Genomic DNA, 22968 nt, shown 5'->3' on the forward strand with positions numbered 1-22968 from the left:
CCGGCCCGTTCAGGTCAGCTCGCGCCGAGGTCGCTCAGTGCCCGCTCCGCGCCGCGGTGCAGCGGCACCGGGTCGGTCTTGCGGGCGTTGCCCAGCTCGATGCCCTTCGCCGCCGGGTTCGCCTGGGCCAGGGCGTCCTTGGACTCGAACACCGTCCGGGTGATCGCGCAGGCCACGTCGGCGTCGAGGTTGTCCCGCACCAGCAGCACGTTCGGCACCACGATGGTGGGCACGTCGGCCGGGGTCCGGTAGATGTCCTTGCCGATGGTGCCCGCCTGGTACGCCGGGTTCAGCTCGGCCATCTTCGGCAGCAGCGGAGTGATGTCGACGAACTTCACCTTGTCGCCGGACGTGGTGAACAGGTCGGTGACGCCGCCGGTCGGTACGCCGCCGGACCAGAAGAAGCCGTCGATGCTGCCGTCCTTCATGCCGTCGACGGTCTTGGTGAGGTCCAGCCGCTGCGCCTGGACGTCCTTCGCCGGGTCCAGCCCGGCGGCGGTGAGCAGCCGGTTGGCGATGACCTCTGTGCCGGACTTCGGTGAGCCGGTGGAGATCTTCTTGCCCTTCATGTCGGCCACCGACGTGATGCCCGCGTCGGCCCGTACGACCACCTGGGTGTAGTTGTCGTAGATCCGGGCCAGCGCCTTGACCGGCTGCGGCGCGGTGAAGCTCCCCTTGCCCTGCACCGCGTTGACAGCGGTGTCGAACAGGGAGAACGCCACGTCGTACTGGCCGGCGACGAGCTGTTCGACGTTCTGCACCGAGGCGCCGGTCTCGGCGGCCGTCCCGGTGAGCTTGCCGTCGGTGGTCTTGCTCAGCTCACCGGCGAGCGCGTTGCCGACCACGTAGTAGACGCCGGTGGCGTTGCCGGTGGCGATACCGACCCGGGTGTCCTTGGTGACCTTGCAGCTGACCTCGCGGGCGGCGTCGTCCTTCGCCGCGCCGTCCTGACGGCCCCCGCAGCCGGCGGCACCGGCGGCGACCAGGACAAGCGCCCCGACACCCGCCACTATCCTCGCGTCGATCCGTCCCACTCTCTCTCCTCCCCAAGATCCACGGATTCTTCGACCGCCGGGCGGCCGGGGTGCCCGGCGGCGCCACGTCGGACGTACACGCCCGCGACCGTGAGCGCGGCGAGCGCCGCGCCGATCGCCATGGGCAGCGGTTCCAGCCAGAGCAGGACCAGCCCGGCGATCGCGCCGAGGATCCGCTCCGGCGCGCCGGCCGGGCCCACGCCCGGCAGCCAGCCGCCGGCCGCGACCGCCAGCACCGCCACGCCGAGCGCGGAGACCAGGCCGGCCGTCACGATCCGCCCGGGCCCGCCGATGCCGAGCAGTCCGAGGCCGGTCGGCGTGATCACGAAGGCCAGCGGGATCAGGTACGCCGGCAGCGCGTACCGCAGGGTCTGCCACATGGTCGGCACCAGGCGGCCGCCGGTGACCGCGGCGGCGGCGACCGCGGCGAGCGCGGTCGGCGGCGAGACCTCGGACAGCACCGCGAAGTAGAAGACGAACATGGCCGCGGCGGGCGCCTCGACACCCAGGTTCAGCAGCGCCGGGCCGATGATCACCCAGCCGATGACGAAGGACGCGGTGACCGGCACGGCGAGGCCCAGCAGGCTGAGCGCGACGGCGGCGAGCACCGCGGTCAGCGCCAGCACCACGGCGGGCTCCGAGCTGACCGCCTGCGCGCCGCTGATCAGCAGCGAGGCGGCCTGCGGCCCGAGCCCGGTCTTCGTGGTGGTGGCGGTGATGATGCCGGCCGCGGCGCACACGGCGCTCACCGCGAGCACCCCGCGTACGCCGTCGCGCAGCGCCGCCACCAGCCGGGCCGGCGTGAGGCGGTGCCGCCGGTCCAGGAAGGACAGCGCCGCCGCGATCACGGTGGCGACGACCACCGCCCGCATCGCCGACGCGCCGAGCGCCAGCACCACGATGATCACGAGGAGCGAGAGGAAGTGGTAGCCGAAACGGGCCAGCAGCCGCCAGGCCGAGCCGCTGTCGATGACCACCGGACGGACCCCGGAACGCCGCGCGTCGATCTCGACCGAGAACAGGATGCCCAGGTAGTAGAGGATCGTGGGCACCGTGGCCCAGCCGAGCACCTGCAGGTAGGACACGCCCAGGTACTCGGCGATGATGAACGCCGCCGCGCCGAGCGTGGGCGGGGACAGGATCGCCCCGACACCGGCGGCGGCCAGCATGCCGCCCGCGCGCTCGGCCGGGTAGCCGGCGCGGCGCAGGATCGGCCAGGTCACCGCGCCGATGCTGACGGTGGTGGCGGCGCCGGAGCCGGAGACCGTGCCGAGCAGGAAACCCGAGGCGACGGCGGTGCGCCCGGCGGCGGTACGGGAGCGGCGGAACGCGGCGGCGGACAGCTCCACGAAGAACCGGCCCGCGCCGGACAGGTCGAGCACCGCGCCGTAGATGGTGAACAGCACGATGTAGGAGGCGGCGACGTCCAGCGGCGTGCCGTAGAAGCCGCTGTCGGAGTTGTAGAACGCGTCGACCAGCTGCGCGAAGTCGAGCCCCGCGTGCGCCACCGGCCAGGACTGCGGCAGCAGCCCGCCGTAGTAGCCGTACCCGAGGAACAGCACGCAGACCGCCGGCAGGATCCACCCGGTGGTACGCCGGCACGCCTCCAACAGCAGGAGCAGGAGCCCGGTGCCGAACGCCACGTCCAGCGGATCCAGCAGGCCCTGCCGGTCCAGGAAGGCGTCGTACCCGCCGCCGCCCGCACCGACGGCGACCGGCAGCACCGGGTAGAGGCAGACCACGAGCGCCGCGAGCGCCAGCAGCCAGTCCACGGGCGTCGGTCCGCGCCGGTCGTCCACGTCGACCGCGTCGGCCTTGGTGCGTCGCAGCCGCACCCCCGAGGGGTACGCGAGGAACACCATCGGCAGGACGCCGGCGAGGAAGAAGATGAGGTAGTACTTGCTGCCCTGGGCCAGCGGGAAGAACACCTGCCAGAGCGTCAGCAGCCCGACCGCGACGGTGACGCCGGTGAACAGGAAGCCGACTCCGCCGGCGAGGACCCGTCCCGGCTTCTCCTCCTCGAACCGGGCGGCCAGTTCCCGGGCGTCCTGCTGGGCCTGATCCGGGGCGTCGTGCGTCTCGGCCGGAGTGTGGTCCTCGGTGTGGTGCGGCACGGCCCGGCTGTGGTGGTGCGTCTCGCCCGGCCCGTCGTCGGACCACTCCGGACCGGCGACGACGCCCTGGTCCGGCGGGAGCGGCACCACCTCGGCGTCCACATCGGACCCCGGTCGTCCGCCGGACGGCGGCCGGGGTTTCGGGGGAGTCGCGTCGGAGGGGCGAACGGGCGGCACGAGGGGGCACGATACGCGAATTGCGCGCGCGTTGGGAACATTGCTTAACGTGATTGCAATGAGTGACGGTAATTGGGGTGACGCGCTCCGGCGGACGCTTCTTGAATCTCTTTCGTAATTGCGCGATCAAGGACTTCGGCAATGCCTTCCGGTGGTCGACCGGGCGCCTTTCCAACGATGAATGGCGAGTCACGGGAGCCGGTGGCGGTTACGGATAGTGCAGCGCGACCGACTGCTGTCGCAGGCCCTGTCGGCCCTCGGCGGTGCCGGCGCCGACCGGCGTCGGCAGTACGTGCTCCGGTGCCCGGAAGGCCCATGATCGAATTCATTCCGCCGAGGTCGCGGGCTCCTTCGTCATGACGACGCCGCCACTGCGGCACGGTGGCTGTGCCGGGTGCCGCCGCCGATTCCACCGCGCGCCCGCCGCCGGCGGATCGGACGGGTGGAACGCCATGGGTGTCTCCGCCCCCGTTTGGCACCCATGACGTTCCACTCGTCGTGACGGTTGTCGAGATCTTGGGCGAGTTGTTGTCCGCTCCGGGCGGCGGGCGCCGAGATCTCCGGTCGAGTGCGTCGCGCTGTCGTGACGGGGTGCGGCGCCGGCGGGCTTTGCTCTGCAGCCACCCGCGCGGCAGACACGCTGCGTAACCGTGTGCGCCGATGGATGCAGAGCGAGGCGGCGGGAAACGCGGACGGCCGCGATGGGCGTGAGTGGCCGCCTCGGGGGCAGGGGCGTCGGGCGGGTCTGCCGTTTTCGCGGGTGGTGGTTATGGCCGCCGTCGTCAGGGCATGTCGTCTGACGACGCGACGACGAGGAGGTGCCATGGCCGCCGACGAGGCTCCCGCCCGTGACGGGCGCGACCGCACGGAGCCGGTGGGCCCGGACGACGGTCCGGACAGCCCGACCGACCTGACCGCGACGGGCTGGATGGCGACGCTCAAGCGGACCGTCCGGGAGTTCCAGGACGACAGCCTGACCGACTGGGCCGCCGCGCTCACCTACTACGGCGTGCTCTCCATCTTCCCCGGCGTGCTGGTGCTGATCTCGCTGCTCGGCCTGCTCGGTGACCGGGCCACGGAGGGGGTCCGGGACACCGTCGGCCAGGCGGTGCCGGAGGAGAACATCCGCAAGATCATCGAGAGCGCGATCGACCAGGCCGGCCAGTCCGGCGGGCTGGCCAGCATCGCGGCCGTCATCGGTCTGGTCGCGGCCTTCTGGTCCGCCTCCGGCTACATCGCCGCGTTCATGCGCGCCTCGAACAGCATCTACGACGTGCCGGAGGGGCGGCCGATCTGGAAGACGCTGCCGGTACGCCTCGGCGTGACCGCGGTGATCGGCGTGATGCTGCTGATCAGCGCCGTGATCGTGGTGTTCACCGGCGGCCTGGCCGAGCAGGCCGGAAACGCGATCGGGCTCGGCTCGACCGCCGTCACGGTGTGGAACATCGCCAAGTGGCCGGTGTTGCTGGTGCTGGTGAGCCTGATGTTCGCGATCCTCTACTGGGCCTCGCCGAACGCCCGGCACGGCGGCTTCCGCTGGGTCAGCCCCGGCGGCGTGCTCGCGGTGGTGCTCTGGCTCGTGGTGTCCGGCCTCTTCGCGCTCTACGTCAGCAACTTCGGCTCGTACAACAAGACGTACGGCGCGGTGGCCGGCGTGATCATCTTCCTGGTCTGGCTCTGGCTGAGCAACGTGGCCATCCTGCTCGGCGCGGAGTTCGACGCCGAGCTGGAGCGCAGCCGGGCCATCGCGGCCGGCCACCCGGCCGACGAGGAGCCCTACGTGGAGTTGCGCGACGACCGCAAGCTGCGCAAGAAGGGCAATGCCTCCTCCCACCACTGACCGCTGACCGCACCTCGCCGCCCCGCCCGGATGCGCCCGGGCGGGGCGGCGCGTTTTTCTGGCCCGGCACCTCTTTTGTTCGTATGGACAAAAGTTTGCATCAGGCGTGCCGAAGCTATGGACATGCGACCCGGAAGGCTCCTACTGTGTCGGACACAACACACATCGCCACGGTCGATGTGACGGACTTCCGATGCGGAGGTGACTGCCGGTGCGGACGGTCGACCCCCTGCACGTACGGCTCCTGCGGCTGCTCCGGGACGAGGGCGCGGTGTCCCGCGCCGAACTCGGCGACCGCCTCCAGATGCCCCGCCCGCGCCTGCTCGCCGAGCTGGAACGGCTCGTCTCCCTCGGGTACGTGGCCGAGGCCGGGCTGGCCGCCTCCCGGGGCGGGCGGCGCTCCACCCTGGTCGAGCTGAGCCCGCACCTGCGGTTCGCCGCCGTCGACCTGGGCGCCAGCTCGATCGACGTGGAGGTGGTCAACGGCCGGCTGGAGCCGGTGGCCGCCTACACCGAGACCGCCGACATCCGCTCCGGCCCGAAGGTGACGCTCCAGCGCGTCAACGAGCTGCTGCACAAGGCCAAGGTGGACGGCGCGTACGAGCGGCTCGACGCGGTCGGCATCGGCGTACCGGGGCCGGTGAGCTTCCGCGACGGCGTGCCGGTCTCCCCGCCGATCATGCCGGGGTGGGACCGGTTCCCGGTCCGCGAGCTGCTGACCCGGGAGCACGGCTGCCCGGCGGTGGTGGACAACGACGTCAACATCATGGCGATCGGGGAGCGGCACGGCGGCGTGGCCCACTCGGTCGACGACTTCCTGTTCATCAAGATCGGCACCGGCATCGGCTGTGGCATCTACCTGCACGGCGAGGTCTACCGGGGCACCGACGGCTGCGCCGGGGACATCGGCCACATCCAGGTCGACCCGAACGGCCCGATGTGTTCCTGCGGCAACGTCGGCTGTCTGGAGGCGGTGTTCAGCGGCGCCGCGCTGGCCCGCGAGGCGACTGTCGCGGCCCGCACCGAGGTCTCCCCGGCGCTGGCCGAGCGGTTCGCCGTCCGGGGTGTGGTGAGCGCGCTGGACGTGGCGCAGGGGGCGATCGAGGGGGACGTCTCCTGCATCCAGCTCATCCGGGACGGCGGCCGGCGGGTCGGCAGCGTACTGGCCGGGCTGGTCAGCTTCACCAACCCGTCGATGATCGTGATCGGCGGCGGACTGGCCCAGCTCGGCCACATCCTGCTCGCCGAGATCCGCAGCGTGGTCTACCGCCGTTCGCTGCCGCTGGCCACCGGCAACCTGCCGGTCGTCCTGTCCGAACTGGGCCCGCGCGCCGGCGTCGCCGGCGCCGCCGTGCTCGCCAGCGACCTCGCGTTCGGAGAAGCAGCATGAGCGACACCGGGAAACCACTGGTCGAGGCGCCCGCGGACGCCGTCGCGGGCGAGGTGGTCCTGCGCCTCACCGACGTCGTCAAGACGTTCCCGGGGGTACGCGCGCTCGACGGCGTGCAACTGGAGGTACGCGCCGGCGAGGTGCACTGCCTGCTGGGGCAGAACGGCGCCGGCAAGTCCACGCTGATCAAGGTGCTGGCCGGGGTGCATCGGCCGGACTCCGGCGAGGTCGTGTGGCGGGGCGAGCCGGCGTCGTTCGCCAACCCGCAGGCCGCCATGCGCGCCGGCATCGCCACGATCTACCAGGAACTCGATCTGGTCGACGACCTGTCGGTGGCGGAGAACGCGTTCCTCGGCCACGAGCCGCGCCGGTTCGGCTTCGTCCGGCGGGGGCACATGGCCCGGCGTACCCGGCAGATCCTGGCCCGGCTCGGCCACCCGGAGATCCCGCCGGGGCGGCTGGTGCGGCACCTGCCCGCCGCCGGCAAGCAGATCGTCAGCATGGCGCGGGCGCTCTCCCACGAGGCCCGGCTGATCATCATGGACGAGCCGAGCGCGGTGCTGGCCCACGACGAGGTGGCGAACCTGTTCCGGATCATCCGGGAACTCACCGCGCAGGGCATCGCTGTCATCTACATCTCGCACCGGCTGGAGGAGATCCGCGAGATCGGCGACCGGGTCACCGTACTCAAGGACGGCCGGACCACCGCGGCGAGCCTGCCGGCCCGCGAGACGCCGACCCGCGACCTGGTCGCCCGGATGACGGGCCGGACCATCGAGTACGTCTTCCCGCAGCGCCCGGCCGACCACGTGGGTGGCGCGGAGCTGCTGCGGGTGGACGGGCTGACCCGGCCCGGCGAGTTCGCCGACGTCTCGCTCCGGGTCCGGGCGGGAGAGATCGTCGGCATCGCCGGGCTGGTCGGCTCGGGCCGGTCGGAGCTGCTGGAGACCGTCTTCGGCGCGCGCCGGGCGCACGCCGGGACGGTCCGGGTGAACGGCCGGACGCTGCGTCCCGGCAGTGTGGGCGCGGCGGTACGGGCCGGGATGGGCATGGCGCCGGAGGAGCGCAAGAGCCAGGCGCTGCTGCTCGGTGAACCGATCTACCGCAACGTCACGCTCGCCACGTTCGGCAGGTACGCCCGCCTCGGGTTCACCGACGCCGGGCGGGAACGCGCCGAGGCGGACCGGATCGCCGAGTCGCTGGAGCTGCGGCCCCGCGACGTACGGCGGCCGGTGCGCACGCTGTCCGGCGGCAACCAGCAGAAGGTGGTGGTCGGCCGGTGGCTGCTCGGTGACACCCGGCTGCTGCTGCTCGACGAGCCGACCCGGGGCGTGGACGTGGGCGCCCGCGCCGAGCTTTACCAGGTGATCCGCGATCTGGCCGCCCGGGGCGTCGGGGTGCTGCTGGTCTCCAGCGAGGTGCCCGAGGTGCTGGGCCTGGCCGACCGGGTGCTGGTGATGCGGGAGGGCCGGGTGGTCCGCGAGGCGCCGGCCGGCGAACTGGACGAGAACACCGTGCTCGACCTCGTCATGGCGGGGTCCCTCATGGAAGGCGCACCGGCATGAGCGATGTCAGAGAATCCGCCCTGCCCGCGCAGTCGCCGCCGGTGGAGCGGGCGGAGACCGCCAAGGTCGACGCGCCGGCGAAGCTCTCCTGGTGGCGCGGCGACGGCGGGGAGGGCGTCAAGCGCAACCTCGGCCTGCTCGCCACGCTCGTCGTGCTGGTGGTCATCGGCATCCTGACCCGCCCCGACCTCTACGGCGACCCGAACTGGGTGTGGGGCAACACGCTCACCATTCTCAAGCTCGCCTCGGTGGTCGGCGTGGTCACCGTCGGCATGACCTTCGTGATCATCGGCGGCGGCATCGACCTGTCGGTCGGCGCGATCGTCGCGCTGGCCGGGGTCTGGTGCACCACTGTCGCCACGCAGAGCTACGGCGCGGGCGGCATGATCTTCACCGCGCTGACCGTCGGGCTCGCCGTCGGCGTGGTGAACGGGCTGCTCGTGTCGTACGGGCGGCTGGTGCCGTTCATCGCCACGCTGGCGATGCTCGTCGCCGCCCGAGGGCTGGCGGCGGAGATCTCCGACAAGCAGACCCAGGTGTCGGGCAACACGTTCATCAACGGCATCGCCAGCACGAACGTGCTCGGCATCCCGCTGCTGGTCTACATCCTGGTGGCGGTGGTGGCGGCCGGCTGGGTGCTGTTGAACCGGACCACGTTCGGCCGCCGTACGGTGGCGGTCGGCGGCAACCCGGAGGCGGCCCGGCTCGCCGGCATCAACGTGCGCCGGCACACCGTGCTCCTCTACGCGCTGTCCGGCCTGTGCTGCGGCATCGCCGCGGTCATGCTGACCGCGCAGGCCACCTCCGCACAGGCGGCGATGGCCAACCTCTACGAGCTGGACGCGATCGCCGCCGCGATCATCGGCGGCACGCTGCTCAGCGGCGGGCGGGGCACGATCATCGGCTCCCTGCTCGGGGTGATCATCTTCTCCACGATCACCAACCTGTTCGCCATCAACAACCTCTCCGCCGAGGCCCAGAACATGGTCAAGGGCGGCATCATCGTCGCCGCCGTCCTGGTCCAGCAGGTGCAGTTCGGCAGCCTCACCCAGTTCCTCGCCCGCAACCGGGCCACCACCACCTGACCCCACCCGCGCACACCCCGGCTGCCGTCGTACCGACTGCGGTCCGGCCCGCCACACCCGAAACCACCCCACCACCTCATCCCAGGAGGCGTCATGAGAACACCGCGCCATGACCTGTCCCGCCGCCGGCTGCTCTTCGGCGGGGCCGCGGTCTCCGCCGGGGTGCTGCTCGCCGGCTGCACCAGCAACGAGCAGAGCCCGACCGAGGCACAGACCAAGGCGGCCGGTTCCGGCGCCAACACCGAGCCGGGCAAGAAGGTGACCATCGGCTTCTCCGCCCCGGCCGCCGACCACGGCTGGATCGCCGCCATCACGAACAACGCCAAGGCGCAGGCCGGGGCGTACCAGGACGTGGAGCTGAAGTCGGTCGAGGCCGGCGCGGACGCGGCGGCCCAGCGGGCGGCGCTGTCCACGTTGATCTCGCAGAAGCCCGACGTGATCGTGCTGCTGCCGCACGACGGCAAGGAACTCAACGCGTTCGGCCTGGAGGCGATGAAGGCCGGCATCCCGGTGGTGAACCTGGACCGGGCCTTCCCGGACGCGCGCGCCTACCGGTGCCAGATCAAGGGCGACAACTACGGCATGGGGGTGGCCGCCGCCACGTACATCGCCGAGCAGCTCAAGACCAAGGGCGTGAGCAACCCGGTGATCGGCGAGATCCCCGGCATCGAGTCGCTTGAGCTGACCCAGGAACGGTCCAAGGGGTTCGCCGACACGCTCGCCTCGTACGGGTTCAAGGTCGCCAACCGGCGCCCCGCCGAGTTCACAGTCGACTCCGGGCAGCAGGCCGCCACCGGCCTGTTCCAGGCACTGCCGAAGATCGACGCGGTCTGGAACCACGACGACGACCAGGGCATCGGCGTGCTCGCGGCCGTCAACCAGGCCAACCGCAAGGAATTCATCATGGTCGGCGGCGCCGGCTCCAAGAAGGCCATGGAGGACATCGCCGCCGACAACACGGTCCTCAAGGCCACAGTCACCTACAGCCCGTCGATGGCCTCCTCGGCCATCTCCCTGGCCCGCCTGATCGGCCAGGGCAAGGGCATGTCCGACCTGGTCGAACTCCAGGTACCGAAGGAGATCGTGCTCGCCTCCGAGACGATCACCAAGGAGAACGCGAGCGACTACCTGAAGCTCGGGTTCTGACACACGGGGGGAGACCCACCTTGTCCAGTCACGACAGCATCCTGCGGGTCGGCATGGTCGGCTACGCGTTCATGGGCGCCGCGCACTCCCAGGCGTGGCGCACCGTGAACCGGGTGTTCGACCTGCCGTCCCGGGTACGGATGGCGCTCGTCTGCGGCCGGGACGAGCCGAAGGTGGCCGAGGCCGCCGACCGGCTCGGCTGGGACGGCTACACCACCGACTGGCGGCGGCTCGTCGAGTCCGAGGAGATCGACGTGGTCGACATCTGCACGCCGGGGGACAGCCACCGCGAGATCGCGCTCGCCGCGCTCGCCGCGGGCAAGCACGTGCTGTGCGAGAAGCCGCTGGCGAACAGCGTCGCCGAGGCCCGCGAGATGACCGGGGCCGCGGCCCGGGCCCGCGAGTCCGGGGTACGCGCGATGTGCGGCTTCAACTACCGGCGGGTGCCCGCTGTCGCCCTGATGCGGCAGCTGGTGGCCGACGGGCGGATCGGCGAGATCCGGCACGTCCGGGCGGTCTACCTCCAGGACTGGATCGTCGACCCGCAGTTCCCGCTGGTGTGGCGGTTGCAGAAGGACAGGGCGGGCTCCGGCGCGCTCGGTGACATCGGCGCGCACATCATCGACCTGACCCAGTACGTCACCGGTCAGCTCGTCAGCGGGGTCAGCGCGCTGACCGAGACGTTCGTCCGCCAGCGGCCACTCGTCGCCGGGTCGAGCGGCCTGGCCGCGCAGGCCGACGGTAACGGCAGCGCCATGGGCCAGGTGACGGTGGACGACGCGGCGGTGTTCGTGGCCCGGCTCGACGGGGGAGCGCTCGCCACGTACGAGGCGACCCGGTTCGCCACCGGCCGCAAGAACGCCCTGCGCGTCGAGATCAACGGCTCGCGTGGCAGCGTCGTGTTCGACCTGGAACGCCTCAACGAGCTGGAGTTCCTGGACGCCACCCGGCCCGCCGCCGAGCAGGGCTTCAGCCGGATCCTGGTGACCGAGCCGGACCATCCGTACCTGGGTGCGTGGTGGCCGCCCGGCCACATCATCGGCTACGAGCACTCCTTCACCCACCAGGCGCGCGACTTCGTCGAGGCGGTCGCCACCGGCGCCGACCCGGCCCCGTCGTTCGCCGACGCGCTGCAGGTCCAGCTCGTGCTCGACGCGGTGACCCGCTCGGCCGAGCGGGCCGCCTGGACGGAGGTGGAGCCCGCGCTGGCCGAAGCTTCCGCCTGATCCGAGGCGGGCCAGGCCCGCCCGACACTCACCGGCGCCGGCCGGCGAGGGCCCGCCGCGGTTGCGCCCCGCGGCGGGGACGAGGCCGGCTCCGGGGAGCGTGCCGCCGGTGTCCGCCGGCACGACCAGCACGGCCCTCCGGTGCGGCCGGACCGGGATTCCCCGGCCGCACCGGCGGACCGGCCTTACCTGGGGAGGTAGCGCGAATGCGTACGGGTGTGTGGCTGGTGGGTGCGCGCGGCTCGGTCGCCACCACCGCCGTGGTCGGCGGGCTGGCCCTGCGGGCCGGGCTCACCGCGCCGACCGGATGCGTGACCGAGCTGCCCGACCTGCGCGGGCCCGCCCTGCCGGGCTTCGCCGATCTCGTCTTCGGCGGCCACGACGTGGTCGCCACCCCGCTCACCAAACGCGCCGAGGCGCTCGCCGCCGCCGGCGTGCTGCCCGCCCGGCTGGCCGACGCCGTCGCGCCGGACCTGGCCGCCGTCGAGGCGGCGCTGCGACCCGCGCCGGCCGAGGGCGACCAGGGCGAGCGGATCGCCGCCGTGGTGCGCGACCTGACCGGGTTCCGCACCCGGCACGGGCTGGACCGGGTGGTGGTGGTGAACGTCGCCGCCACCGAGCCGGCGCCCGCACCGCACCCGGCCCACCACGACCTGGCCACGCTGCGCGACGCGCTGACCGGCCCGGCCGGCGTGCTGCCGCCCAGCTCTGCCTACGCGTACGCGGCGTTCACCGCCGGCTGCCCGTACGTGGACTTCACCCCGTCCACCGGCGCCCGCCTGCCGGCCCTGGCCGCGCTCGCCGCCGAACGCGGGCTGCCGTACGCCGGGCACGACGGCAAGACCGGCGAGACGCTGCTCAAGTCGGTGCTCGCGCCGATGTTCGCGATGCGGCACCTGGCCGTGCGCTCCTGGTCCGGCACGAACCTGCTCGGCGGCGGCGACGGCGTTACGCTCGCCGACCCGGCCGCCAACGCCGCCAAGGTCGGCAGCAAGCAGCGGGTGCTCGCCGAGACGCTCGGCTACCTGCCCCAGGGCGGCACCCGGATCGAGTACGTCGAGGAACTGGGCGACTTCAAGACCGCCTGGGACCTGATCACGTTCGCCGGTTTCCTCGGCACCGGCATGCGGATGGAGTTCACCTGGCACGGCTGCGACTCGGCGCTCGCCGCGCCGCTCGTGCTGGACCTGGCTCGGCTCACCGCCGCCGCGCACGCCGCCGGCCGCCACGGCCCGCTGACCGAACTGGCGTTCTTCTTCAAGGACCCGCTCGGCGCGACCGGCCACGCGCTCGGCGAGCAGTGGACGGTGCTGCGGGACTTCGCCGCCGGCCTGCACGCCCGGGTGACGTCGTGACCCGCCTGGCCGACCTGGCCGAACTGGTCCGGGCGCCGGCCGCGCTCTCCGTACCCGGGGACGTGCTGTCCGGCGCCGCAGCGGCCGGGGCGCTGGGCCGCCGGACGCCCGCCCTGGCCGGCGCGTCGGTGCTGCTCTACTGGGCCGGAATGGCCGCCAACGACTGGGCCGACCGGCGGCTGGACGCTGTCGAACGGCCGGAGCGGCCGATCCCGTCCGGCCGGGTGCGCCCGGCCGTCGCGCTCGGCGTCGCGTCCGGCCTCACCGCCGCCGGGCTCGCGGTCGCCACCGCCGCCGGGGGCCGCCGGGCGGCGGCTGTCGCGCTGCCACTCGCGGCCACGATCTGGGGGTACGACCTGCGCGCGAAGAACACCGCCGCCGGCCCGGCGGTGATGGCCGCGTGCCGAGGGCTGGACGTGCTGCTCGGCGCGTCCGGCGGCCGGGTGGTCCGGGCGCTGCCCGCAGCGCTCACCGTCGCCGCGCACACCTGGACGGTGACCGCGCTGTCCCGCCGCGAGGTGACCGGCGCGGACCGGCGTCTGCCGGGCCTCACGCTGGCCGGCACCGCGCTGATCGCGTTCACCACCCCGGCCCGGCCCACCGTGTTAAGAGGGGCCCCCTCCTCTACCGGATGCGTTAAGAGGGGGCCCTTCCTTCGGCTCGGGGAGCTGGTGCCGGCGGTGCTCGCGGCCGGGTACGCCGCCCGGTACGGCCGGGCGCAGGCCCGGGTGCTCGCCGATCCGTCACCGGCCCGGGTACGCGCCGCCGTAGGGGCCGGGATCACCGGGCTGCCCGCCTTGCAGGGTTCGCTCACCGCCCGCGCCGGGGCGCGGCTGCTCGGCCTCGCCGTGGCCGGCGCCGCCCCGCTCGGCCGCCGCCTGGCCCGACTGATCTCCCCGACATGACCGCCGCCGACCCGCTGCCCGGCCCGGGCGCGCTGCGTTTCGGGTACGGCACCAACGGCTTCGCCAACCACCGCCTCGGCGACGCGCTGGCGGTCCTCGCCGACCTCGGCTACCAGGGCGTCGCGCTCACCCTGGACCACGACCACCTGGACCCGTTCGCCCCCGGGCTGATGCGCCGGGTGACCGCCGTGCGCCGCCGGCTGGACGCGCTCGGGCTGGCGGTGGTGGTCGAGACCGGCGCCCGCTACCTGCTCGACCCCTGGCACAAGCACGCGCCGACGCTGCTGCACGACGACCCGTCCCGGCGGGTGGAGTTCCTGCGCCGGGCCGTGCGGATCGGCGCCGAGCTGGGCGCGGAGGCGGTCTCCTTCTGGGCCGGCGTACGCCCGCCCGGCGTACCGCCCGGCGTCGCCGCCGACCGCCTGGTGGCCGGCTGCGCGACGGTGTGCGCCGAGGCGGCGGAGGCGGGCGTGCCGCTGGGTTTCGAGCCCGAGCCGGGCATGTTCGTCGAGGACATCGCCGGGTGGCGGCGGCTGCGCGAGGCGCTCGGCGCGCCGCCCGGCTTCGGCATCACGCTCGACATCGGGCACTGCCGGTGCCTGGAGCCGCTGCCGGTGCCGCGGTGCGTGTCCGAGGTCGCCGCGCACCTGGTCAATGTGCAGATCGACGACATGCGCCGGGGCGTGCACGAGCACCTGGAGTTCGGCGTCGGCGAGATCGACTTCCCGCCGGTGCTGCGTGCCCTGGCCGACGCCGGCTACCGCGGGCTGGTGGCGGTGGAGCTGCCCCGGCACTCGCACGCGGCCCCGGCCGTCGCCGCCCGCTCACTGGACTTCCTGCGCGCCGCCGCCTCGCGCGGCGAGGGGCGGTGACCCACCACCTTCCACCCGGCAGAGGGGAGACGGCATGACACCCGACCGACTGCGCGCCGCGCTTCGGGGCGTACCCGACCCGCAGTGGCTGGACGCGGCGCTGCGCCGCGTCGCGACCGAACCCACGGCGATCGAACGGTTCTTCGCCACCGCCGCCCGGCGGTGCGGTCGCGGGCCGCTGCCCGACCCGCCCGGCTGGACGGCCGACGACGCGGCGCGGGCGCTGCTGCTGACCGCGCTGCCGAACGGCCACGCCGCCGCGGCCGAGACCCTCTACCGGCAGGGCGACGCCGCCGAGAAACGCGCCGTGCTGCGCGCGCTGCCGCTGCTGCCCATCGGCGCGGAGTGCGTGCCGCTGCTGCACGACGCGATCCGCACAAACGACACCCGGCTGGTCGCCGCGGCGCTCGGCCCGTACGCCCGGCACCTGGAGCAGCCGGCCTGGCGGCAGGCGGTGCTCAAGTGCGTGTTCACCGGCGTGCCCCTGGCGGTGGTCGACGACCTGCCGGAGCGGGCCGACGGCGAGCTGGCCCGGATGCTCGCCGCGTACGCCGCCGAGCGGCACGCCGCCGGCCGGACCATGCCCGACGACGCGGCCGACCTGCTGCGCCGGCTGACCATCCCCACCCCGGAGGCGTGACATGCGCATCTTCGACCCGCACATCCACATGACGTCCCGCACCACCGACGACTACGAGCGGATGGCCGCCGCCGGGGTCCGCGCGCTGGTCGAGCCGGCGTTCTGGCTGGGCCAGCCGCGCACCAGCGTGGACAGCTTCGTGGACTACTTCGACTCGCTGATCGGCTGGGAGCCGTTCCGGGCCGGGCAGTTCGGCATCCGGCACCACGCCACAGTGGCGCTCAACCCGAAGGAGGCGAACGACCCGCGCTGCCGCCCGGTGCTCGACCTGCTGCCCCGCTACCTGGACAAGGACGGCGTGGTGGCCGTCGGTGAGATCGGCTACGACGCGATGACGCCGCCCGAGGACGCCGCGCTGGCCGGGCAGCTCGCCCTGGCCGTCGCGTACGACCTGCCCGCGCTGGTGCACACGCCGCACCGGGACAAGGCACGCGGCGTACGGCGCACGCTCGACGTGGTCGCCGAGTCGGACATCGCGCCGGAACGGGTGCTCGTCGACCACCTCAACGAGGTGACTGTGGGGCTGGTCCGGGACACCGGCTGCTGGCTGGGCTTCTCCATCTATCCGGAGACGAAGATGTCGCCGCCGCGCATGGTCGAGCTGCTGAAGCGGTACGGGACCGAGCGGATGCTGGTCAACTCGGCCGCCGACTGGGGGCGGTCGGACCCGCTGCTGACCCGGGCCACCGGGGAGGCGATGCAGCTGGCCGGGTTCAGCGCCGACGACGTGGACCGGGTGCTGTGGCGCAACCCGGTCGAGTTCTACGGCCAGTCCGGCCGGCTCGACCTGACCGCCCTGGAGGCGAGCGACCCCACCTTCGCCGGCAACTCGATCCTGCGCGGAGGCGAATGATGCGGCTGCGCCACGCCGACGGCACGACCGTCCATCTCGGCTACTGCACGAACGTCCACCCGGCCGAGGACCTGCCCGGCATCGTCGCCCAGCTCGACACGTACGCGGTAGCGGTGCGCCGGGCGCTCGGCGCCGACCTGCTCGGGCTCGGGCTCTGGCTGGCCGCGCCGGTGGCCGCCGCGCTCGCCGCCGACCCGGCGGCCCGCCGCCGGCTGCGTCACGAGCTGACCGTACGGGGCCTGGAGGTGGTCACGCTCAACGGCTTCCCGTACGCCGCGTTCCAGGCCCCGGTGGTCAAGGGCGCGGTGTACCACCCGGACTGGACCACGCCGCAGCGCTCGGCGTACACGCTGGACCTGGCCCGGGTGCTGGCCGACCTGCTGCCCGACGACGCGGTCCACGGGTCGGTCTCGACGCTGCCGCTGGCCTGGCGTACGCCGTGGGACACCGCGCGCGCCGCGACCGCCCGGCGCCGGCTCGACGCGCTGGCCGACGGGCTGGCCGCGGTGCAGCGGGAGACCGGCCGGGTGATCCGGGTCGGCTTCGAGCCGGAACCCGGCTGCCTGGTGGAGTCGACGGGACAAGCACGCGAGGTATTCTCAGCCATGGATACCGACCGGCTCGGGATCTGCCTGGACCTCGCACACCTGGCGTGCGCCTGGGAGCAGCCGGCGGATGCCCTGGCCGGGCTGCGTGCCGCCGGTCTCCCCGTGGTGAAGGTCCAGGTGTCCGCCGCCGTCGAGGCGCCCGATCCGGTCGGGGCGGGCGCGGCGTTGCGCCGCTTCGTCGAGCCGAGGTTCCTGCACCAGACCCGCGCGGCCGGTTGCGCCGGCGCCGCCGATCCGGCCGATCCGGCGTACGCGGCCGACGACCTCGACGCCGCGCTCGACGCGGGGCTGCCCGGTGCCTGGCGGGTGCACTACCACGTGCCGCTGCACGCCCCGCCCGAACCGCCGCTGCGCTCCACGGTGCCGGTGCTGCGGGAGGCGCTCGCCGCGCTGTTCGCCGGTCCGGCCGCCGGCTGCGACCACCTCGACGTCGAGACGTACACCTGGGGGGTGCTGCCGGAGGCGCGGCGGCCGCGCGGCGACGCGGAGCTGGCCGCCGGCATCGCCGCCGAGCTGGCCTTCGCCCGCGACGAGCTGACCGCGCTCGGGCTGGCGCCGACGGCGGTGATGTCCTCGTGAGCGCGAGGAGTGAGCCGGTCCTGCGAGCCCCGCAGTCGCGAACGAAGGCCGGCACCGCATGAGCCGGCGGCTGGTGGTGCTCGACGTGGTCGGGCTGACCCCGCGGCTGCTGGCGCACATGCCCCGGCTGCGCGCGGTGGCCGACGCCGGGTTCGCCGCCGAGCTGGGCACCGTGCTGCCGGCGGTGACCTGCTCGGCGCAGTCCACGTTCCTCACCGGCGAGCTGCCCGCCGGGCACGGCGTGGTGGGCAACGGCTGGTACTTCCGCGACCTGGGCGAGGTGCTGCTCTGGCGGCAGCACAACGCGCTGGTCGGCGGCGAGAAGGTGTGGCAGGCGGCCCGCCGCGTCGAGCCGGGCTACCGGGTCGCGAACGTCTGCTGGTGGTACGCGATGGGCGCGGACGTGGACTGGACGGTCACGCCGCGCCCGGTCTACCACGCCGACGGGCGCAAGGAGCCGGACTGCTGGACCGACCCGCCGCGGCTGCGGGACACGCTCACCGACGCGCTCGGCACGTTCCCGCTGTTCAGCTACTGGGGGCCGGGCGCGGGGCTGCCGTCGTCGGCGTGGATCAGCCGGGCCGCGCAGCGGATCCTGGCCGACCACGCCCCCGACCTGACCCTTGTCTACCTGCCGCATCTGGACTACGACCTGCAACGCTTCGGTCCGTCCGGGCCGGAGGCCGCCACCGCGGCGGCGGAGCTGGACACCGTGCTCGGCCCGCTGCTGGACGCGGCCCGTGATCGGGACGCTACTGTGGTGGCGTTGTCCGAGTACGGCATCACCGACGTGTCCCGCCCGGTGGACGTGAACCGGCTGCTGCGCGCCGAAGGATTGCTGCGGGTCTACACCCAGGCCGGGATGGAATACCTCGACCCGTGGACGTCACGGGCGTTCGCGGTGGCCGACCACCAGGTGGCGCACGTCTACGTCCGGGATCCGGCGGACGTGCCGGCGGTGGCGAAGCTCTGCGCGGCGCTGCCCGGCGTGGCCGAGGTGCTGGACGCCGCCGGGCAGGCCGGGTACGGCCTGGACCATCCCCGCTCGGGCGAGTTGGTGCTGGTGGCCGAGCCGGACTCCTGGTTCACCTACTACTACTGGCTGGACGACGCGCGGGCACCCGACTTCGCGCGGCTGGTGGAGATCCACCGTAAGCCGGGCTACGACCCGGCCGAGCTGTTCTTCGATCCGGCCGCTCCGGGCGCGGCGAAACGTCGTGCGGCGGTGGCGCTGGCGCGCAAGAAGCTCGGTCTGCGCTATCTGATGAACGTGGTCGGGCTGGACGCCGGGGCGCGGGCGGTGCGTGGTTCGCACGGGCGCCTGCCGGCCGATCCGGCGGACGGCCCGGTGCTGCTCTGCTCCGACCCGGCCGCGATCCGGCCCCGGGTGGAGGCGACCGATGTGAAGGCGTTGTTGCTGGAACTCGCCGGATTGGCCTGGGAGGCACCATGACCGTGACCGTCGCACCGACCGACCCGGCCCTGCTTCGGGGCCGTTTCGACGCCGAGCTCGCCGCGTTCCTGGACGCGAGAGGGCCGGGTCGGCCGGACGACGGTACGGGGACTGTTCACTCCGCTTTGCGCCGGTTCGTGCTGGCCGGCGGGAAGCGGCTGCGGCCGCTGTTCTGCTACTGGGGCTGGCGGGGTTTCGGCGGCCCGGACGAGCGGCCGATCGTGGTGGCCGCGGCGTCGCTGGAGCTGTTCCACGCGTTCGCGCTGATCCACGACGACATCGTGGACCGCAGTGACCGCCGCCGGGGCGCGCCCACGCTGCACCGCTTCTTCGCCGACCTGCACGAGCGGTCCGGCTGGCGCGGCGACCCGGCGGCGTACGGCCGGCAGGCGGCGGTGCTCTGCGGGGACCTCTGCGCCACCTGGTCGGCGCAGATGTTCCACGGCTGCGGGTTGCCGCCCGAGCGGCTGCGCGGCGGGCAGGTCCTGCTGGCCCGGATGCGCTCGGAGGTGATCGCGGGGGAGTACCTGGACGTGGTCGCGGCGGCCGGGGACGGTTCGGTGGCGAGCGCGCTCGCCGTGGTGCGGCTGAAGACGGCCCGTTACACGGTGACCCGTCCGGTGCAGATCGGCGCCGCGCTGGCCGGCGCGACGCCGGCGGAGGTGGCGGCGCTGGCCGGGTTCGGCGATCCCCTCGGGGACGCGTTCCAGCTCCGCGACGACGTCCTCGGCGTCTTCGGCGATCCGGCGGTGACCGGAAAGTCCAATCTGGACGACCTGCGCGAGGGCAAGCCGACGGTGCTGCTGGCGCTGGCCCGGGCGTCCGCCTCCCCGGCCGGGGTGGCCCGGCTGCGCGAGCTGGTCGGCGATCCGGCGCTGGATCAGGCGGGCGCCGCCGAGGTGCGGGGCATCATCGAGGAGTCCGGCGCCCGGGAGGCGGTGGAGCGGATGATCCGTACCCGGGCCGACGCGGCAGTGGTCGCGCTGGACGCGGCGGGGCTCGCGGAGCCGGCCCGGCGGGTGCTCGCCGCGCTCGTGGAGCGGGCTGTCGACCGCCGCGAGTGACACCTACTTTTGTCGCGTGGCGGCGAAAGTGTAAGCCGATCGATCAGAAGCTATGGACAGGCTGATCGAAAGGTTTTAATGTCGTGCACAGTACCTAGCTGACCCGACGAGGCGATCCGCCCCCGTACCGCCCGCCTCGCCGAGGCGCAGCATCCCCCGCTCGGCATCCGGCGCGACGCGCGCCCGGTCCTGGCTGCGCGCGTCAGGAAGGGACAGCACAGCATGTCCAGCCACCACCACCCCCGTGCCCGACGACCGTTCGCCGCTGCCGCAGCGCTGCTGCTCGCGGCCACCGCCGGCACCGTCACAGCGGCCGCGGCGCCCGTCCCGGCGTCCGCCCACCCGATCACGGCGAGCGACTTCCAGCAGGTCGAACTCGCCCGCGGCGTCGCCGAGACCGGCGAACCGATGTCCCTGGCGGTGCTGCCCGACCGGTCGGTCCTGCACACCGCCCGCAACGGCACGCTGCGCCGCACCGACGCGGCCGGCGCCACCACAGTCATCGGCACGCTGCCGGTCTACACCCACGACGAGGAGGGGCTGCAGGGCGTCGGCGTCGACCCCGGCTTCGCCTCCAACCGGCACATCTACCTCTACTACGCGCCGCCGCTGTCCACCCCCGCCGGCGACGCGCCCGCCACCGGCACCGACTTCTCCGCCTGGCAGGGCGTCAACCGGCTGTCCCGGTTCACGCTCAACGCCGACTTCACGCTCAACCAGGCCAGCAAGGTCGACGTGCTCGACGTACCGGCCGACCGGGGGCTGTGCTGCCACGTCGGCGGTGACATCGACTTCGACGCCGCCGGCAACCTCTACCTGTCCACCGGCGACGACACCAACCCGTTCGACTCGGCCGGATACGCGCCGATCGACGAGCGCACCAACCGCAACCCCGGGTACGACGCGCAGCGCAGCGCCGGCAACACCAACGACCTGCGGGGCAAGATCCTGCGGATCAAGGTGAACGCCAACGGCACGTACTCGATCCCGGCCGGCAACCTCTTCGCGCCCGGCACCGCGCGGACCCGCCCGGAGATCTACGCGATGGGCTTCCGCAACCCGTTCCGGATCAGCGTCGACAAGGCCACCGGCGTCGTCTACGTGGGCGACTACGGGCCGGACGCCGGCACCACCACCGCCCGCGGCCCGTCCGGGCAGGTCGAGTTCAACCGGGTCACCGGGCCCGGCAACTACGGCTGGCCGTACTGCACCGGCACCAACACGGCCGCCGAGACGTACGCCGAATGGGACTTCGCCACCGGCACCGCCGGACCGAAGTACAACTGCACGGGCGGGCCGACGAACAACTCGTTCCGCAACACCGGCCTGACCACGCTGCCGGCGGCGAAGCCGTCCTGGATCCGCTACGCCGGTGACGCGGGCAGCCCGCCCGAGTTCGGCGGCGGCTCCGAGTCGCCGATGGGCGGCCCGGTCTACCGGTACGACGCGGCGAACCCGTCCACCACCAAGTTCCCGCAGTCGTTCGACGGGCAGTTCTTCGCCACCGAGTTCGGCCGGGGCTGGATCAAGCCGATCCACGTCAACGCGGACGGCTCACCCGGCACCATCGACAGCTTCCCGTGGACCGGCAAGCAGGTGATGGACTCCGCGTTCGGCCCGGACGGGGCGTACTACGTGCTCGACTACGGCACCGGCTACTTCAACGGCGACGCCAACTCGGCGCTGTACCGCTTCGACTACCTGGGCGGCGCCAACCGCGCCCCGGTGGCCCGCGCCGCCGCCGACCGGACCTCCGGCGCCGCGCCGCTCGCGGTGGCCTTCTCCTCGGCCGGCTCGTCCGACCCGGAGGGCGGCGCGCTCACGTACGCCTGGACGTTCGGCGACGGCGGCACCTCCACCGCGGCGAACCCCTCGCACACCTACACCGCCAACGGCAGGTACACCGCCACGCTCACCGTGCGCGACCCGCAGGGCGCCACCGGCACCGCCAGCGTGACGATCACCGTCGGCAACACCGCCCCGACAGTGGTCATCGAGACACCCGGCAACGGCAAGCTGTTCTCCTTCGGCGACACCGTGCCGTTCCGGATCACCGTCACCGACCCGGAGGACGCCACCATCGACTGCACGAAGGTCAAGATGACCTACGTGCTCGGCCACGACCAGCACGGCCACCAGATCACCTCGGCGACCGGCTGCACCGGCTCGATCGCCGTACCCGTCGACGGTGAGCACGACGACGCGGCGAACATCTTCGCGGTCTTCGACGCCGAGTACACCGACTCCGGCGGCCTCACCACGCACACCCAGCACACGCTCCAGCCCCGGCACCGGCAGGCCGAGCACTTCAAGACCTCGTCCGGAATCAACACGTTCGACAAGGCCACCGCCGAAGGCGGCAAGACCGTCGGCGACATCCACAACGGAGACTGGATCGCGTTCCAGCCGTACCTGCTCGCCGACGCCACCGGGTTCACCGCCCGGGTGTCGTCCGCCGGGGCCGGCGGCACGCTCCAGGTACGGGCCGGCTCGGCCACCGGCGCCGTGCTCGGCTCGGCCACCGTCCCGGTCACCGGCGCCTGGGACACGTTCACCACAGTCACCGGCACGATCGCCAATCCGCCGGCCGGCACCACCACGCTCTACCTGACGTTCGCCGGTGGCACCGGGGCGCTCTACGACCTGGACGCGTTCACGCTCACCACGTCGGCCGTGCGCACCGGCCCGGTGAAGGGCCTGGCCGGCAAGTGCCTGGACGTGCGCAACGCCGCCACCGCCGACGGCACCCAGATCCAGCTCTACACCTGCAACGGCACGACGGCGCAGTCGTGGACCGTGACGCCGAACGCCACGGTGAAGGCGCTCGGCAAGTGCCTGGACGTGTCCGGCGGGGCCAGCGCGGACGGCACGAAGATCCAGCTCTACGCGTGCAACGGCACCGGCGCGCAGAACTGGTCCGCGCAGGCCGACGGGACGCTGCGCAACCCGCAGTCGGGCAAGTGCCTGGACGTGTCCGGCAACAACTCGGCCGACGGCACGGCGGTGCACCTGTGGACCTGCACGGGTGCGGCCAACCAGAAGTGGACGCTGCCGTGAGGTGG

The 22968-nt window shown here is 73.3% G+C and carries 17 protein-coding genes; 15 read left to right on the plus strand and 2 right to left on the minus strand.

Going from position 1 to position 22968, the window contains the following annotated elements; all coding sequences use genetic code 11:
• Nucleotides 1-14: 14 nt before the first annotated feature.
• Both A4R25_RS24090 and A4R25_RS24095 read right to left on the minus strand, forming a co-directional pair.
• Nucleotides 15-1034: a TAXI family TRAP transporter solute-binding subunit gene (locus A4R25_RS24090; protein WP_043329078.1), complete on the minus strand. Its 1020-nt coding sequence runs from the start codon at nt 1032-1034 to the stop codon at nt 15-17.
• Nucleotides 1010-3250, minus strand: coding sequence for a TRAP transporter fused permease subunit (locus tag A4R25_RS24095; RefSeq protein WP_064448160.1), 2241 nt, complete (start codon nt 3248-3250; stop codon nt 1010-1012). Before A4R25_RS24095 ends, A4R25_RS24090 begins: the two co-directional genes overlap by 25 nt.
• A gap of 898 nt (nt 3251-4148) precedes the next feature.
• Between A4R25_RS24095 and A4R25_RS24100 the strand changes: the two genes are divergently transcribed.
• The 15 genes from A4R25_RS24100 to A4R25_RS24170 all read left to right on the plus strand — a co-directional run bounded on the left by A4R25_RS24100 (nt 4149) and on the right by A4R25_RS24170 (nt 22963).
• Nucleotides 4149-5165, plus strand: a complete 1017-nt coding sequence (locus tag A4R25_RS24100) for a YihY/virulence factor BrkB family protein (RefSeq protein WP_043329080.1) — start codon at nt 4149-4151, stop codon at nt 5163-5165.
• A gap of 211 nt (nt 5166-5376) precedes the next feature.
• Complete coding sequence (locus A4R25_RS24105; RefSeq protein WP_064448161.1) at nt 5377-6555, plus strand: ROK family protein; 1179 nt, start codon at nt 5377-5379, stop codon at nt 6553-6555.
• Nucleotides 6552-8120 carry a sugar ABC transporter ATP-binding protein gene (locus A4R25_RS24110; RefSeq protein WP_064448162.1) on the plus strand — a complete coding sequence of 523 codons (1569 nt, stop codon included), beginning with the start codon at nt 6552-6554 and terminating at the stop codon, nt 8118-8120. The genes A4R25_RS24105 and A4R25_RS24110 overlap by 4 nt, the downstream gene beginning before the upstream one ends.
• Nucleotides 8117-9205 (plus strand): ABC transporter permease, encoded by a 1089-nt coding sequence (locus A4R25_RS24115; RefSeq protein ID WP_064448163.1) that lies wholly within the window; start codon nt 8117-8119, stop codon nt 9203-9205. Before A4R25_RS24110 ends, A4R25_RS24115 begins: the two co-directional genes overlap by 4 nt.
• 93 nt (nt 9206-9298) lie before the next feature.
• Nucleotides 9299-10351, plus strand: coding sequence for a substrate-binding domain-containing protein (locus A4R25_RS24120; RefSeq protein ID WP_043329088.1), 1053 nt, complete (start codon nt 9299-9301; stop codon nt 10349-10351).
• A 53-nt stretch (nt 10352-10404) separates the two neighbouring features.
• Nucleotides 10405-11577 (plus strand): Gfo/Idh/MocA family protein, encoded by a 1173-nt coding sequence (locus tag A4R25_RS24125; protein WP_373888016.1) that lies wholly within the window; start codon nt 10405-10407, stop codon nt 11575-11577.
• Between the two features lie 206 nt (nt 11578-11783).
• Nucleotides 11784-12932: an inositol-3-phosphate synthase gene (locus A4R25_RS24130; protein ID WP_064448165.1), complete on the plus strand. Its 1149-nt coding sequence runs from the start codon at nt 11784-11786 to the stop codon at nt 12930-12932.
• Nucleotides 12929-13837: an SCO3242 family prenyltransferase gene (locus tag A4R25_RS24135; RefSeq protein ID WP_064448166.1), complete on the plus strand. Its 909-nt coding sequence runs from the start codon at nt 12929-12931 to the stop codon at nt 13835-13837. The genes A4R25_RS24130 and A4R25_RS24135 overlap by 4 nt, the downstream gene beginning before the upstream one ends.
• The gene (locus tag A4R25_RS24140) at nt 13834-14709 is read left to right on the plus strand and encodes a sugar phosphate isomerase/epimerase (protein ID WP_064448167.1); all 876 of its coding nucleotides are present in this window, start codon (nt 13834-13836) and stop codon (nt 14707-14709) included. Before A4R25_RS24135 ends, A4R25_RS24140 begins: the two co-directional genes overlap by 4 nt.
• 34 nt (nt 14710-14743) lie before the next feature.
• Nucleotides 14744-15349, plus strand: a complete 606-nt coding sequence (locus A4R25_RS24145) for an EboA domain-containing protein (protein ID WP_064448168.1) — start codon at nt 14744-14746, stop codon at nt 15347-15349.
• A gap of 1 nt (nt 15350) precedes the next feature.
• On the plus strand, nt 15351-16202 hold the full coding sequence (locus A4R25_RS24150; RefSeq protein WP_043329100.1) for a TatD family hydrolase: 852 nt from the start codon (nt 15351-15353) through the stop codon (nt 16200-16202).
• Nucleotides 16202-17389, plus strand: coding sequence for a metabolite traffic protein EboE (gene eboE, locus A4R25_RS24155; RefSeq protein ID WP_064448169.1), 1188 nt, complete (start codon nt 16202-16204; stop codon nt 17387-17389). Before A4R25_RS24150 ends, eboE begins: the two co-directional genes overlap by 1 nt.
• 58 nt (nt 17390-17447) lie before the next feature.
• Nucleotides 17448-18842 (plus strand): alkaline phosphatase family protein, encoded by a 1395-nt coding sequence (locus tag A4R25_RS24160; protein ID WP_064448170.1) that lies wholly within the window; start codon nt 17448-17450, stop codon nt 18840-18842.
• Complete coding sequence (locus A4R25_RS24165; RefSeq protein WP_064448171.1) at nt 18839-19906, plus strand: polyprenyl synthetase family protein; 1068 nt, start codon at nt 18839-18841, stop codon at nt 19904-19906. The genes A4R25_RS24160 and A4R25_RS24165 overlap by 4 nt, the downstream gene beginning before the upstream one ends.
• A gap of 222 nt (nt 19907-20128) precedes the next feature.
• Nucleotides 20129-22963 (plus strand): RICIN domain-containing protein, encoded by a 2835-nt coding sequence (locus A4R25_RS24170; protein WP_064448172.1) that lies wholly within the window; start codon nt 20129-20131, stop codon nt 22961-22963.
• The last annotated feature ends 5 nt before the right edge of the window (nt 22964-22968 follow it).

This window comes from Micromonospora sp. NBRC 110037 (assembly GCF_001652995.1).
GTDB classification, from domain to species: domain Bacteria; phylum Actinomycetota; class Actinomycetes; order Mycobacteriales; family Micromonosporaceae; genus Micromonospora; species Micromonospora chalcea.

Coding starts and splice junctions, on each gene's coding strand:
- A4R25_RS24165 (WP_064448171.1), top strand. CDS start 18,839: ATGACCGTGACCGTCGCACCGACCGACCCGGCCCTGCTTCGGGGCCGT.
- A4R25_RS24170 (WP_064448172.1), top strand. CDS start 20,129: ATGTCCAGCCACCACCACCCCCGTGCCCGACGACCGTTCGCCGCTGCC.
- A4R25_RS24140 (WP_064448167.1), top strand. CDS start 13,834: ATGACCGCCGCCGACCCGCTGCCCGGCCCGGGCGCGCTGCGTTTCGGG.
- A4R25_RS24100 (WP_043329080.1), top strand. CDS start 4,149: ATGGCCGCCGACGAGGCTCCCGCCCGTGACGGGCGCGACCGCACGGAG.
- eboE (WP_064448169.1), top strand. CDS start 16,202: ATGCGGCTGCGCCACGCCGACGGCACGACCGTCCATCTCGGCTACTGC.
- A4R25_RS24160 (WP_064448170.1), top strand. CDS start 17,448: ATGAGCCGGCGGCTGGTGGTGCTCGACGTGGTCGGGCTGACCCCGCGG.
- A4R25_RS24125 (WP_373888016.1), top strand. CDS start 10,405: ATGGTCGGCTACGCGTTCATGGGCGCCGCGCACTCCCAGGCGTGGCGC.
- A4R25_RS24120 (WP_043329088.1), top strand. CDS start 9,299: ATGAGAACACCGCGCCATGACCTGTCCCGCCGCCGGCTGCTCTTCGGC.
- A4R25_RS24130 (WP_064448165.1), top strand. CDS start 11,784: ATGCGTACGGGTGTGTGGCTGGTGGGTGCGCGCGGCTCGGTCGCCACC.
- A4R25_RS24150 (WP_043329100.1), top strand. CDS start 15,351: ATGCGCATCTTCGACCCGCACATCCACATGACGTCCCGCACCACCGAC.
- A4R25_RS24110 (WP_064448162.1), top strand. CDS start 6,552: ATGAGCGACACCGGGAAACCACTGGTCGAGGCGCCCGCGGACGCCGTC.
- A4R25_RS24115 (WP_064448163.1), top strand. CDS start 8,117: ATGAGCGATGTCAGAGAATCCGCCCTGCCCGCGCAGTCGCCGCCGGTG.
- A4R25_RS24145 (WP_064448168.1), top strand. CDS start 14,744: ATGACACCCGACCGACTGCGCGCCGCGCTTCGGGGCGTACCCGACCCG.